The sequence below is a fragment of the Streptomyces sp. NPDC003248 genome (genome assembly GCF_055563235.1).
Window position 1 is genome coordinate 134814 of record NZ_JBVHDT010000019.1, and the last position, 13345, is coordinate 148158.

11 protein-coding genes and 1 riboswitch are annotated in these 13345 nt (G+C 71.8%); of the genes, 1 reads left to right on the forward strand and 10 read right to left on the reverse strand.

What is annotated here, in order from left to right:
• Nucleotides 1–195: 195 nt before the first annotated feature.
• From ACZ3KJ_RS31825 to ACZ3KJ_RS31845, 5 genes are all read right to left on the reverse strand, one after another.
• Nucleotides 196–981, reverse strand: a complete 786-nt coding sequence (locus ACZ3KJ_RS31825) for an SGNH/GDSL hydrolase family protein (RefSeq protein ID WP_467532079.1) — start codon at nt 979–981, stop codon at nt 196–198.
• A 146-nt stretch (nt 982–1127) separates the two neighbouring features.
• Nucleotides 1128–1841 (reverse strand): DUF6250 domain-containing protein, encoded by a 714-nt coding sequence (locus ACZ3KJ_RS31830; RefSeq protein ID WP_467532049.1) that lies wholly within the window; start codon nt 1839–1841, stop codon nt 1128–1130.
• 14 nt (nt 1842–1855) lie between these two features.
• Complete coding sequence (locus ACZ3KJ_RS31835) at nt 1856–3724, reverse strand: rhamnogalacturonan lyase family protein (RefSeq protein ID WP_467532051.1); 1869 nt, start codon at nt 3722–3724, stop codon at nt 1856–1858.
• A gap of 291 nt (nt 3725–4015) precedes the next feature.
• Nucleotides 4016–5020 (reverse strand): M23 family metallopeptidase, encoded by a 1005-nt coding sequence (locus ACZ3KJ_RS31840; protein ID WP_467532052.1) that lies wholly within the window; start codon nt 5018–5020, stop codon nt 4016–4018.
• A 4-nt stretch (nt 5021–5024) separates the two neighbouring features.
• Nucleotides 5025–5182, reverse strand: a riboswitch (cyclic di-AMP (ydaO/yuaA leader).
• A gap of 307 nt (nt 5183–5489) precedes the next feature.
• Nucleotides 5490–7562, reverse strand: a complete 2073-nt coding sequence (locus tag ACZ3KJ_RS31845) for an alpha-galactosidase (RefSeq protein WP_467532054.1) — start codon at nt 7560–7562, stop codon at nt 5490–5492.
• A 219-nt stretch (nt 7563–7781) separates the two neighbouring features.
• Between ACZ3KJ_RS31845 and ACZ3KJ_RS31850 the strand changes: the two genes are divergently transcribed.
• A complete protein-coding gene (locus ACZ3KJ_RS31850) occupies nt 7782–8579 on the forward strand; it encodes a tyrosine-protein phosphatase (RefSeq protein ID WP_389521848.1) in 798 nt (265 codons plus the stop codon).
• A gap of 58 nt (nt 8580–8637) precedes the next feature.
• Here the strand turns inward: ACZ3KJ_RS31850 and ACZ3KJ_RS31855 are convergent, their stop codons facing one another.
• From ACZ3KJ_RS31855 to ACZ3KJ_RS31875, 5 genes are all read right to left on the reverse strand, one after another.
• Nucleotides 8638–8760 carry a DUF6126 family protein gene (locus tag ACZ3KJ_RS31855; RefSeq protein ID WP_467532056.1) on the reverse strand — a complete coding sequence of 41 codons (123 nt, stop codon included), beginning with the start codon at nt 8758–8760 and terminating at the stop codon, nt 8638–8640.
• Entirely contained in the window at nt 8757–9470 is a 714-nt protein-coding gene (locus tag ACZ3KJ_RS31860; RefSeq protein WP_467532057.1) for a helix-turn-helix domain-containing protein, read from the reverse strand. Before ACZ3KJ_RS31860 ends, ACZ3KJ_RS31855 begins: the two co-directional genes overlap by 4 nt.
• 87 nt (nt 9471–9557) lie before the next feature.
• Entirely contained in the window at nt 9558–10943 is a 1386-nt protein-coding gene (locus ACZ3KJ_RS31865; RefSeq protein ID WP_467532059.1) for an aspartate aminotransferase family protein, read from the reverse strand.
• Complete coding sequence (gene dxs / locus ACZ3KJ_RS31870; protein ID WP_467532061.1) at nt 10940–12862, reverse strand: 1-deoxy-D-xylulose-5-phosphate synthase; 1923 nt, start codon at nt 12860–12862, stop codon at nt 10940–10942. Before dxs ends, ACZ3KJ_RS31865 begins: the two co-directional genes overlap by 4 nt.
• Nucleotides 12863–12889: 27 nt before the next feature.
• Nucleotides 12890–13345 (reverse strand): flavodoxin/ferredoxin-dependent (E)-4-hydroxy-3-methylbut-2-enyl-diphosphate synthase (locus tag ACZ3KJ_RS31875; RefSeq protein WP_467532062.1); only part of this gene is annotated, 456 nt, incomplete at its 5' end.

A 13345-nucleotide genomic window follows, 5' to 3' on the forward strand; every position in this document is an offset into this window, starting at 1 on the left:
GATCGTTCCTCCGGGCGTGGGCGTGGGGACGACGTACGGTCATCCCAGCACCGGGCCCGGCCGGCGCGGCGGCGCCACTCCCGCAGGCTCACCTCACCGGTCGAGCACTCCCGCCCCCGCCCGCCTCACGGGTCGAGCGCGGCCGGCCGTCGGCACGGGGCAGACGGGGCGGACGGCCGCGCTCCCCCCCGCGGCTCACGCCACCGAGGCGATCCGTGTCCTGATGTCGTCCGGCGACAGCGCCCCCTTGGCGGTCACGTGGTCGCCCGAGGACTGCCCGCGCAGCCGGCGCCCGATCCACGGCACCAGGAACTCGCGCGCCCAGTGCACGTCGTCGCGCCGCACCTCGAGGGTGCCGCGCGGCGGGAGCGGCGGCCAGGGCTGCTCGGGGTCGGCCGGCACCTCCAGTCCGAGGACCTGTCCGGCGCGCAGCGCGACGCGCGTGTGCCCCTCCGGGGAGAGGTGGAGCCGGTCGTGGTCCCAGGCCCGGCGGTCCTGGATCGACTTCAGGGACCACAGGTCGAGCACCGGACAGCCGTACCGGTCGGCGACGGCGCGCACGTGCCCGTTGTAGGTGGCGATCTTGCCGCGCAGGTGCTTGAGCACCGGGATCCCGCGCGTGTCGAAGCCGGTCGTCACCATGACCGTCCCGGCCACCGCGGTCAGCGCGGCGATCGCCCGCTCGAAGCGCTCGGCGACCTCGTCCGGGTCGGTGCCGGGACGGAGGATGTCGTTGCCGCCGGCACAGAAGGAGATCAGGTCGGGTGCGAGCGCGACGGCCTGGGGAAGCTGGTCCGCCATGATCTGGTCGAGCAGTTTCCCGCGCACCGCCAGATTGGTGTAGCGGAAGTCGCCCTCGGGCCGCCGGTCCGCGAGCAGCACCGCGAACCGGTCGGCCCAGCCGACGAACGCCCCGTCGGGGCCGGGGTCGCCGACGCCTTCGGTGAAGCTGTCCCCCACCGCCACGTACGACCCGATCACTGATCTGCTGTCACTCTTCGAATCGTCTGCCACAACAGTGCATGATTCACCTTCGAATGTGACCTACGCGACCGTAGGAAGGGGTTGACGGGCGGTGAGATAAGCCACTCCTAAAGAATTCACCAATGTGGGAATAAGGCCTGCGGTCAGCCGTGTCGACGCAGTGACCACACCCGGAAGTCACTGATCCGGAAATGGCTCCACGTGGTGCGGAAGGCGAAGTGCCCGGCGGTGTACGGCTCCGGGTCGGTGTAGTCGAAGACGAGCCGCCCGTTGTTCCACCACCGGACGGTGGAACCGTCGGAGACGATGCGGACGTGGTTCGGCTCGTTCGCCACCAGCAGCGGCTCGGTGTAGTCGTAGACCAGCGGCCGGACCCCCGCCTGGCCGACGTAGCGGCGCAGCCGGGTGGTGGTGTTGGTGTTGGCGCCGTAGCCGACGTAGTAGGTCTTGAGGTGGTCGTACTCGGCGAGGGCGCCGCCGCGCGGGGTGGCGAAGAGGTCGTCCGGGGAACGGGCGTCGACGGCGTTCCAGAAGTTGTTCAGGTCCGAGACGCGGTCGTTGGCGCCGCCCGCGGAGACCGGGGTGGCGGTGTACTCCAGGACGTACGGTCCTTCGAGCCGCTGCTTGAACCAGATGGTCGCGCCGGCGGGAACGTCGACCTCCAGGGTGCCCCGGGAGGCGGTGACGGTGCCGCCCTTCTCCAGTTCGACGGCCCACTGGCGCAGGCCGTGGCGGAAGTCGTCGTGGGCGATCGGACGGCCGTGGCGGGGTGCGGCGCTCGCCTCCGCCGCGGGGGCGAGGGCGGCCAGGGCCGCGCCGGCGGCCAGGGCGCCGAAGGCTCTGCGGGAAGTGGTCACGGGAGACGGCTCCTTCAGGGGGTCGTGACGCGGGGTGCGGGGACGCGGCGGGTCTCGGTGCCGAGGTAGTAGTCGGTGTACGTCGACTGGAGGTAGCCGCGCACGGTCCAGCCGAGGCGGTACCCGGGGTTCTGGGCGAGCGTGTAGAGGCGCGTCTTCGTCGGCTCGGTGGTGGTGTACAGCCGCAGGGCGGTGTGGTCGGCGGTCTCGGCGAGGATCTCCTCGCGCCAGTCGCCGAGGATGTCGCCGTAGAACGGGGTGGCGTTGCGGGCGCCGGAGACGACTCCGGACGGCTCGAAGATCTTCGTGCTGGTCTCGGTCGCCGGGTCCCACTTCTCGACGTACGTGTAGTCGAGGTTCTCCGACGCCTTGTCGCCGTCCCACCAGATGCGGAAGTTGACGCTGGGCGTGGTCGTGGAGACCTTGCCGTCCTGGACGTTGTAGACGCCCGCGCCCGGCGCGGTGACGTCGGCGGTGGACGTCCAGTACTCGTAGCCGGGGTGGCCGGGGTCGATGTCGCCGGTGCTGCCGCGGCCGACGTCGATGTCGGTGTCGTTCACCCAGTCCGCCGGGTGCTCTCCGGTGACCAGGCGCTCGCCGGTGTCGGCGTCGTAGTAGTACCAGGGGAAGTTCGGGACGACGCCCAGTTCCGCCTGCTGGATGGCGAAGCCCTCCAGGCCGGGGCGGCCGGGGTCGAGATCGGCGATGTGGAAGCGGTCGCCGTGGCCGGCGCCGTCGACGACGTAGCGCAGGGTGCCGTCGCTGTTGACGACGTAGTTGCCGTCGGCGATCTCGTCCCGGCCGTCCCTGTCGACGTCGACGGTGCGGATCTGGTGGAAGCTGGTCGCGCCGCTGTCGGAGGGGACGACGTACTTCCAACGGCGGGTCAGGTCCGTGCCGTCGAAGTCCCAGGTCTGGAAGAGGATCCGGAAGGCGCCGCGCTTGGCGCCGACGCGGGTGACCAGCTTGGTGACCAGGCTCGGGTGGACGCCGTCCAGGTAGGCGATGCCGAAGTGGCCGCCGGAGGGGCCGTCGGCGACGAAGTCGTCGGGGACGGGCTGCCGGGTGCGCTCGGTGCCGGTCGCGCCGTCGATCACCGAGACGAACTGGTTCGCGGGCGAGGCGGCGGTGACCTGTGCGCCGTCCGCGAAGGTGGTGCCGTCGGCGGTGTGCACCAGTACCTCGGCCTTGCCGTCGCTGTCGAGGTCGTACACGGTGACGTTGTCGTCGTTGCGGTAGCCGCCGATCGCGGTGGAGCCGCTGACGGCGGCGGGCGCGGGGTCGTTGGCGCCGTTCCCGCCGGCCTGGGTGTAGGAGCCGGGGCCGAGGTCGACCCGCCAGAGCCGCTCGCCGGAGAGGGTGTAGGCCTCCAGCAGGTCGGACCTGTCCCGGGTCTGGGAGAGCCGGCTGACGACGAGCTCGTAGCGTCCGTCGCCGTCGAGGTCGCCGGGCCAGGCGTGCTGGACGGTGTAGCCGTCGGCCGCGGCGAGCGGGATCTCGGCGTACCCGTCGGCGAAGTCGAGGGCGGCGGAACTCGGCCGCTGCTCGTGTCCGTCGACCACCGCGCGCACGGTGTACGTCCCCGTGCCCCGGGAGTCGTCCTGGTAGGTCGTCGACTTCCTGATCGGCTCGCGGTTCAGCCGGCGGCCGTTCTTGTACACGTTGAAGGCGATCGCGTCGCCGTACCGGGCGTACTCGGTGCCGAGCAGGCGCCAGCTGAGGAAGGTGCCCTCGCCGGACGGTACGGCGACCAGGCCGCGGTCGAGGTTCTCGACGATCCGGCGCGGCTGCTCGGCGGCCTGGCCGGTGGGCGCGGAGAAGAGTCCGGCCAGCAGGGCGGCGGCGGTGACGGCGACGGTTCTTCGGCGTCGGGTGGGGTTCACTTGTGGTCCTTCACGATGAGCGTGGTCGTGGGGTCGGCCACCTCGCGATGGCCCGGTCGCCGTCCACGCAGCCGAACGATGTTCGAGGAATCGGACATGCGGGGGGCGGGGAAAGCGGTTGTTCCTTGCCGGAGATCACTGTGTCCCCCCTCCGCCCGCGCTGTCGACGGTCCGGCGGGACCTGCCATACGACCGCAACACAGTGATCACGAACGTGCAAAGACACCGCAGGCCGGACCCGGTGAACGGGTCCGGCCTGCGGTGGCGTGCCGGGCGGGTGGCCGCGCGGGGTCAGCCGACGGAGACCCCGTGCGAGCGGAGGTAGGCGACCGGGTCGATGTCCGAGCCGTAGTTCGGCGTGGTGCGGATCTCGAAGTGCAGGTGGGGGCCGGTCACGTTGCCGGTCGCGCCGGACAGGCCGATCTGCTGTCCCGCGGAGACGGTCTGGCCGGCCGAGACGGAGAGCGAGGACAGGTGGGCGTACTGGGCGTAGTAGCCGTCGGCGAGCTTGATGACGACCTGGTTGCCGTAGGCGCCGCCCCAGCCGGCGGAGACGACCGTGCCCGCGCCGACGGCCTTGAGGGAGGTGCCGGTCGAGACGACGAAGTCGACGCCGGTGTGGTAGCCGCTGGACCACATGCTGCCGGACATCCGGTACGGGGTGCCGATGGCGGCGCTCGCCACGGGGAGGACGAAGCCGCTGGAGGCGGTGGTGTTCCCGGCGCTCTGCGTGGCCGACCCGGCGGCGGAGCCGGAGGACTTCGCCGACGTCGAGGACTGCGTGGACTCCGACGCCTTCGAGGACTTCGAGGTCTGCGAGGACTTCGAGGTCTGCGACGACTTCGACGAGGAGGAGGAACCGGAGGACGTGGACGGCGACTTGGTGGTGCCGGTCGTGGCCGCCTTCTCGCCGATCGACAGCTTGAGGCCCGGGTGGATCAGCGACGGGTCCGCGCCGACGGCCTGACGGTTGTCCTCGTACAGCTCCTGCCAGCCGCCGCTGACGCTCTGCTCCTCCGCGATCTTCGAGAGGTAGTCGCCGGCCACCACGGTGTAGGTCCGGGTCTCGGTGGCGGACGTCGCGTCGGCGGCGGCCTGCTGCGCCGCCGGAGCGGCCTGGACGGACGTCTCCGCGACGGCGGAGACCGACCGGGCCGCCGACTGGGCCGGCGCGGCATGGGCGCCGGCGGCACCCATGAGCGGGAGGGCGAGCGCGGCGCCGCCCGTTCCGGCGACGGCGATGGAGCGGGTGAAGCGCGGGGTCTTCGGGCGGCGGTGCTTACCCTTCGCGGGCATGTCGCATTCCTCTCCGGCGCCTGCGAGGTGAGCTGTCGGGTGCGGGCTGGAGATGCCCGGCCGCGCCGAGGCACGGCTTTACCCCTAGCCGTTCCGGAGACCGGAACAGGCGGTTCTACCTGTGGGTCCCCCGCTCCTGCCACGTACGGGTGAGTGTGTGCGGGCTCCGGGCGGCGGCAGGATTGGGCGTCCGTCCGGATTGGTGTGGAACGTAAGCGACCAGGACGCACAGGAACAAGCAGCGGTTGCGCTGTTCACGCCTTTCTCTTGATCCTCTGTGAGAATCCCCCGTCACTTTCCGTGTACCGCGAGGCCCGCACTTCCCGGAACGCCCATGAAAAACGCCTTGATTACGTGAGCATGACGGGCGACGCACGGTCACGGATATGACGCTCCTCACGTGACACGCCTCCAGGCTCCTTTATTCCAAAGCGAGTTGTGATGAAGGAATCCAATCCGGACAGAACTCTCAGATGCGACGCAGTCGGATAACCGTCGCATCGAGGTCGCCGCGCAGCCCGGTGCGCAGCCCGTGGTGCAGCAGCACCGCCCCGCGGTGCACTTCACCCGTTTCAAGGCATTCGTACGACTCTGCCGGGTCCAGGCCGCGCAGCCGCAGCGCCGGTGCCGGCTCGCCGTAGCGCTGCGCCTGGAGCCAGGCGAGGGCGACGCTCTCGTCCCCGCGCACGTACTGCACGGCGCTCAGACCGCCCTCCGGGGGCCGCAGCCGGTACAGGTCGCCGTGCTGCACGAGGGGCCGGATCTCCTTGTAGAGCTCGACCCAGCCGCGCGCCTCGGCGAGCTCCTCCTCGGTCCACTCGGAGAGGTCCCCGCCGACGCCGAGCACACCGGCCATGGCACTGACGAACCGGAAGCGCAGCGAGCTGGCCCTGCCGTTGAGCTGGGTGTTGGGGCTGTCGGTGACCCAGGCGGCCATGATCCGCGCCGGGTGCACCTGGCTGAAGCCGTGCTGGATGGCGAGCCGGTCCAGCGGGTCGGTGTTGTCGGACGTCCACACCTGGTCGGTCCGGCCCGCGACACCGAGGTCGATCCGCCCGCCGCCACCGGAGCAGGACTCGAAGGCGACGCCCGGGTGGGCCGCCCGCAACCGGTCGAACAGCGCGTACAGGGCGCGCACGTGGTCGACCCAGAGCCGCTGCGGGTAGGGGTCGTCCGGCCAGCCGGCGTCGGTGAAGCAGCGGTTGAAGTCCCACTTGACGTAGTCGATGGGCGCGCTGGACAGGAGGGTGTCGAGCTGCTGCCAGAGGTACTCCTGGACGTCCTCGCGGGCGAGGTTGAGGACGAGCTGGTTGCGGAACTCCGTCCGCTTCCGTCCGGGCTGGAACTGGACCCAGTCGGGGTGCGCCCGGTAGAGGTCGCTGTCCGGATTGACCATTTCGGGCTCGACCCAGATGCCGAACTGCATCCCGAGCGCGTGCACCTGGTCCGCGAGCGGCTTGAGGCCGTTGGGGAAGCGGTCGGGGTTGGGGCGCCAGTCGCCGAGTCCCGCGTGGTCGCCGGTGCGGGCCCCGAACCAGCCGTCGTCGACCACGAACAGCTCGACGCCGATGGCCGCGGCGCGGCGTGCGAGGGTCGCCTGCTGTTCCTCCGAGATGTCGAAGAAGGTGGCCTCCCAGGAGTTGAAGAGCACGGGCCGGTCCCGCTCGGCGTCCGGGATCACGTACCCGCGCTGGTAGGCGTGCCAGGCGCGGCTCGCGCCGCCGAAGCCGCCGTCGCTCCACAGACCGGCGAAGAGCGGCGTGGTGAAGGACTCCCCCGCCGCCAGCCGCAGCAGGCCCGAGTCGTCGTACCCGGCGCCGCCCGTGACCTGCACGCGCGCGTCGGGCAGTTGGGCCACGGCGATCCGCCAGGAGCCGGACCAGCCGAGGGCGCAGCCGTAGACCTCGCCGCGCTCCTCGGTCGCGTCGGTGTCCAGGGCCACCCAGGGCAGGTGCTGGTGGCCGGTGTGGCCGCGGCGGCTGCCGATGACCTTCTCGCCGTAGGTGAGGGGGGCGCGGGTGAGGCGGGACTCGGCGGCCCAGCGGCCGTGCAGCTGGGACAGGCGCCAGCCGTCGCGGTCGGGCAGGGTCCAGGTGGCGGAGTCGGCGCGCAGCAGTTCCAGGGGCTCGTCGCCGTCGTTGCGCAGGGTCGTCCAGCGCTCCACGACGTCGTCGCGCATCCGGTAGTGGAGGGTCACGGCCAGCCCGGTGTCCCGGAAGCACAGCCGCAGCTCGTCGCCCTCGGTCTCGTGGCCGGTGAAGGTCCACTCGGTTCCGCGCCGGCCGGCGGTGCGCACGGACAGGGCGGGGCGGACGAAGCGGGCGCCGCCCTCGACCGGATACTCCTCCCGGCCGTCGAGCGGGGACTCGAAGGCCCAGTAGTCCGGCAGCGGGCGCACGGCGAGCGCCTCGGCGTCGGCAAGGGCGAGCCGCGGGCCCCAGTGCAGGTGCACGAGCTCGTCGGCCTCGGTGACGTGGACGGCGTAGCTGCTGTGGGGCCCCGAAAGGAGCCAGGTACGGCCGTCGGCGGCGGACTCGGGCATCAGAAACTCCCACTGATTCGAACAGGTGCGATCAAGCACCAACATCATCAGGGGCCGGTGTCCCGTGGCACAACGCCTGTGGAAAACCGTTCGGGGCCACCGGGGACGCCCGCCTGTGGACAACCCGTTGCCCCAGGAATCCTTACCGTATGGTCGGGGAAGTGTTCCGTCGGCCACCCGAGCCGCGCCGAGCGGGACCGACGAGCCGGAGGAGCACCTGTGACGCAGCAGATCCCGTCGACCGAGCCCGAACTGGCCGGTGTGCGCAACTTCCGAGACGTGGGCGGCCTGCCGACCGTCGACGGACGGCGGGTGCGTCACGGCGTGCTGTTCCGCAGCGGCCACCTCGCGCACGCCAGCGACGAGGACACCGTGTTCCTGTCCTCGCTGGGTCTGCACACCGTCTTCGACTTCCGCAACGCGGCGGACCAGAAGCTGGAGGGCCCGGACGTCGAACTGCCGGGCGTGCGCAACGTGAACCTGCCGCTGTCGGACCCCGCGGACGGCGCCGAGTTCTGGAGGATGGTCCGCGACGGCGACATCGAGCAGCTGCGTGCCATCCTCGCGGACGGCCGGGCCGCGGACCGGATGATCGTCTCCTACCGCACGATCATCAAGGAGCGCACCGCCGAGCACTCCCAGGTCGTGCACGCGCTCGCCGAGGACAGCGTCCCCGCCCTGATGCACTGCGCGGCCGGCAAGGACCGCGCGGGCCTGTCCATCGCGGTGACGCTGCTCGCCGTGGGGGTGGAGCGGGAGGCGATCCTCGACGACTACCTGAAGTCGAACGCCACGCACCGCCGCTACAAGGTGCGCCGCAGCAGCACCTCCCCCTCGGCCTACTCCCCCGAGGTCATGGAACTGCTCAGCCCCCTCTTCGACGCGCGTGCGGAGTACCTCTCGGCGGCGTTCGAGACCGTCGAGGAGACGTGGGGCGGGGTGGACGCCTATCTGGAGCAGGGCCTCGGGCTCACCCCGGCGACCCGGGAGCGGCTGCGCGAACGCCTCCTCGACTGAGCCCCGCCGCGCGGAGCCACCGCCCCGCCGCCAGGGCCACCGCCCCCGCCTCCGGTGGCTACTGCTTGGCCCCCACCTCGAAGAGCAGCCAGATGAACGCCGCGACGACGTGCCCCACCGCGATGTAGATGATCAGCCGGATCCAGAGGCTGCGCGGGAAGCGCTCCTCGATGTCGCTCATGGCGTTCCTCCAGAGGTCGGGCCCAGGCACAGCGCGGCCGTCGGGCTCTGCAACAGGGTGTGGACGAAGAGCAGCTCGACCCCGTCGGGGTCCTCGGCCGCGATGCGGTGCGGGGTCAGCGAGTCGAAGTGCGCGCTGTCGCCCGCGCCGAGCAGGTGCGTGGTGTCGCCGAGGCGCAGCCGCAGCCTCCCGGTGAGGACGTACAGCCACTCCTCGCCGGGGTGGACGCGCACGATGTCGCCCTGGGAGCCGTGGGGCACCCGCACCCGCAGGGCCTGCATCCCGCGCCCGGACGCGCCGGCCTGCCAGTAGGTCCAGCCGCCCGCCGCCGTCGGTTCCATGTCGGCGGCGCGCAGGACGGCGTCCCGGTCGGCGACCGTCTCGCCGAGCAGCTCCGAGACGGTCGTACCGTAGATACGGGCGAGGGCCAGCAGCATCGGCAGCGAGGGCTGGCGCCGCCCGGTCTCCAGGCGGGAGAGGTGGGCGGGCGACAGGCCGGCGGAGCGGGCGGCGGCCTCCAGCGTGAGGGAGGCGCGGCGCCGCAGGGCGCGGAGCTGGGGCGCCACGACGGGCAGGCCGTCGGCGGGCGACCCGGGCACGGACGACCCGGCCGCGGAGGACCCGGCCGCGGGCGACCCGTCGGCGGGCGATCCGTCGGCGGGCAGCCCGTCGGCCGGTTCGGCTCCGGGCTCGGAGGCGGGAGAGCTCATGACTCCATTGAGCCGCGCTTTTGCCTCGGCGGCAAATTTCTTACCTCTGAGGCAAAGACCCGCCACCTCGTCGCCCCCGGAGCCACGCTATCGGCCGGCCACCGCCTGCTTGATGAGCGTCTTGCCGAAGTCCCACACCAGCCCGCCCCCGGCGTGCGCCTCGTCCATCACCTCGGTGAAGGCGTCGACGAACCGGTCCACCTCCTTCTCCCCCACGATCAGGGGCGGAATCAGCTTGATGACCTCCAGCTCGTCGCCGGAGACCTGGGTGAGGATGCGGTGCCGCCGCAACAGGGGCACGACCACCATCTGCGCGAACAGTCCCTTGCGGGCGGCCTGGAGCATGGTCCAGCGGCCGCGCAGCTTCAGCGACCTCGGCCGGCCGAACTCGATGCCGATCATCAGCCCCCGGCCCCGGACGTCGGCGAGCAGTTCGTACTTGTCGACCAGCGCCGCGAGCCGGGACTTCAGCAGCTCGCCCGTGGCGCGGGCGCCGGCCACGATCCGCTCGTTCTCCATCACGGACAGCACCGCGAGGCCCGCCGCCATGGCCTGGGCGTTGGCACCGAAGCTCGCCGAGTGGACCAGCACCCGGTCCATGGACGAGTAGACCTTCTTGAAGATCCAGTCCTTGCCGAGGGTGGCGCCCACCGGCACATAGCCGCCGGAGAGCGCCTTGGCCACGCACACCAGGTCGGGCTCGACGCCCTCCTCGTGCTGGTGGGCGTAGAAGTCGCCGGTCCGGCCGAGGCCGGTCTGCACCTCGTCGGCGATGAGCAGCGCCTTGTGCCGGTGCAGCAGCTCCTGGGCGGCGCGCAGATAGCCGGGCGGGGCCTCGTGGACGCCCTTGCCCTGGATCGGCTCGACGATCAGGGCGGCCACGTCGCCCTTCTTCAATTCCCGCGCCAGGGCGTCGAGATCGCCGAGCGGCACGGCGGTGTCGGGCAGCAGCGGCGCGAATCCGTCCCGGAAGCCGGACTCGCCGTTGACGGACAGGGAGCCGGTGGTCAGCCCGTGGAAGGCGTGGTCGCAGTACAGGACACGCGGCCTGCCGGTGGCGTACCGGGCGAACTTCAGCGCGGTCTCGACGGCCTCCGTCCCGCTGTTGCCGAAGAACACCCGGTCCAGGTACGGGCTGTGCGCGAGGAGTCGCTCGGCGAGCAGTCCGGGCAGGGGCGGGCAGTCGAACCGGGTGAGGTCGGCGAGGCGCGCGTCCAGGACGTCGTGCAGCGCCTTGCGGACGACGGGGTGGTGGCGGCCCAGGCCCATCACCCCGAACCCGGCGAGCATGTCCAGGTAGTCGTTGCCGTCCGCGTCCCAGAAGTAGGCGCCCTCGGCCCGCTCGTAGACCTTGTCGAAGCCGATGGTGTGCAGGACCCGCGGCAGTTGGTGGTTGAGGTACCGGGAGTGCAGCTCGTAGCGTTCGGCACCGCGCTCGGCCAGCAGGTCGCCGAGGTCGAACTCCTTGGTCATACGTCGTTCTCCTTGCCAGGGCCGGCGGTGTGCCGGACGGGGTCCTCGGCAGCCTTGACGGCCAGGCTCGCGCTGATCCGTCCGGCGATCTCGACGGGGGTCAGACCGATGTCGGCGAGCACCTCGGCGCGCTTGGCGTGGGCGAGGAACTGCTCCGGGATGCCGAACCGCCGTACGGGGACGTCGACCTCGGCGTCGCCCAGGGCCAGCGCCACCGCCGACCCGACGCCGGCGGCGCGGCTGTTGTCCTCGACGACGGCCACCAGCCGGTGTGCGGCGGCGAGGCCGGGCAGGGCCGGGTCGACGGGCTTGACCCAGCGGGGGTCCACGACCGTGCAGCCGATGCCGCGGGCCTCCAGCAGCCCGGCGGCCTTCAGGCACACCGGCGCCATCACGCCGACGGCCACCAGCAGCACCTCGGCCCGTGCGGCGCGGTGCAGGACGTCCATGCCGCCCACGCGGTCGACGGCCGGGATCTCCGGTCCGGCCGGCTCCTTCGGGAAGCGGACCAGGGTCGGCGCGTCGTCCACCGCCACGGCCTCCCGCAGCTGTGCGCGCAGCTGGCCGGCGTCGCGCGGGGCGGCGATCCTCAGCCCCGGGACGACCTGGAGGACGGACATGTCCCACATGCCGTTGTGGGACGCGCCGTCGACGCCGGTCACGCCGGCCCGGTCGAGCACGAAGGTCACCCCGCAGCGGTGCAGGGCCACGTCCATCAGCACCTGGTCGAAGGCGCGGTTGAGGAAGGTGGCGTAGACGGCGACGACGGGGTGCAGGCCACCGGTGGCCAGTCCCGCCGCGCTGACCGCCGCGTGCTGCTCGGCGATGCCGACGTCCCACACCCGGTCCGGGAACCGCTCGGCGAACCGTCCGAGGCCCACCGGGTGCAGCATGGCCGCGGTGATGGCGACGACGTCGTCGCGCTCCTCGCCGAGGCGTACCATCTCGTCGCCGAACACGGACGTCCAGGACGGGCCGCCGGCGGGTGTGAGCGGGACGCAGGTCAGCGGGTCCATCGCGCCGACGGTGTGGAAGTGGTCCTCCTCGTGGGCGAGGGCCGGTCCGTAGCCGCGGCCCTTCTCGGTGAGGCAGTGCACCAGGACCGGCCCGTGGAAGCGCCTGGCCCGGCGCAGCGCCGACTCGACGGCCCTGACGTCGTGCCCGTCGATCGGACCGACGTACTTCAGGCCGAGGTCCTCGAACATGCCCTGCGGGGCGAAGGCGTCCTTGAAGCCCTTCTTCGCGCCGTGCAGCGACTCGTAGACGGTGTGCCCGACGACGGGTGTGCGCAGCAGGACGTCCTTGCCCCAGGCCAGGACCTTCTCGTAGCCGTCGGTGGTGCGCAGGGTCGCGAGGTGGTCGGCGAGCCCCCCGATGGTCGGCGCGTAGGAGCGCTCGTTGTCGTTGACGACGACGATCAGCGGCCGGTCCTTGGCGGCCGCGATGTTGTTCAGCGCCTCCCAGGCCATGCCGCCGGTGAGCGCGCCGTCCCCGATCACCGCGACGACGTGCCCCCGCTCCCCCCGCACCTGGCGGGCCTTGGCGAGCCCGTCGGCCCAGCCGAGGGCGGTGGAGGCGTGGCTGTTCTCGATGACGTCGTGCTCGGACTCCTCGCGGGAGGGGTAGCCGGACAGGCCGCCTTTGCCCCGCAGCTTGGAGAAGTCCTGACGTCCCGTCAGGAGTTTGTGGACGTAGCTCTGGTGGCCGGTGTCCCACAGGATGCGGTCGACCGGTGACTCGAAGACCCGGTGGAGCGCGATGGTCAGCTCCACCACGCCCAGGTTGGGCCCGAGGTGCCCGCCGGTCCTGGCGACCGCGTGCACCAGGAACTCCCTTATCTCGTCGGACAGTTCACCGAGTTCCGCCTCGGACAGCGCCTTCAGGTCGCGTGGTTGCCGGATGGTCTCCAGGATCGTCACGCTCGGGCCCCCTTCGGTCCGTGCTGGTCAGCTCACGGTGACGGCCGGCTCCCCTGCCGCTGTGCCGTCCCGTTCCATCTGTTCGGCGATCTTCATGGCCTCCTCGATGAGGGTCTCGACGATCTTGGACTCGGGGACGGTCTTGACGACCTCGCCCTTGACGAAGATCTGGCCCTTGCCGTTGCCGGAGGCGACGCCGAGGTCGGCCTCGCGCGCCTCGCCGGGGCCGTTCACCACGCAGCCCATGACGGCCACCCGCAGCGGGACCTCCATGCCCTCCAGCCCCGCTGTGACCTCCTCGGCCAGCTTGTAGACGTCGACCTGGGCCCGGCCGCAGGACGGGCAGGAGACGATCTCCAGCCGCCGCTCCCGCAGCCCCAGGGACTGGAGGATCTGGAGGCCGACCTTGACCTCCTCGGCGGGCGGCGCGGACAGCGAGACGCGGATGGTGTCGCCGATGCCCTGGGAGAGGAGCGCGCCGAA

What these genes read in the sequence shown, in the direction of transcription:
- ACZ3KJ_RS31845 (WP_467532054.1), bottom strand. Translation starts at nt 7,562, where the DNA reads ATGCCCGAGTCCGCCGCCGACGGCCGTACCTGGCTCCTTTCGGGGCCC.
- ACZ3KJ_RS31865 (WP_467532059.1), bottom strand. Translation starts at nt 10,943, where the DNA reads ATGACCAAGGAGTTCGACCTCGGCGACCTGCTGGCCGAGCGCGGTGCC.
- ACZ3KJ_RS31860 (WP_467532057.1), bottom strand. Translation starts at nt 9,470, where the DNA reads ATGAGCTCTCCCGCCTCCGAGCCCGGAGCCGAACCGGCCGACGGGCTG.
- ACZ3KJ_RS31855 (WP_467532056.1), bottom strand. Translation starts at nt 8,760, where the DNA reads ATGAGCGACATCGAGGAGCGCTTCCCGCGCAGCCTCTGGATCCGGCTG.
- ACZ3KJ_RS31840 (WP_467532052.1), bottom strand. Translation starts at nt 5,020, where the DNA reads ATGCCCGCGAAGGGTAAGCACCGCCGCCCGAAGACCCCGCGCTTCACC.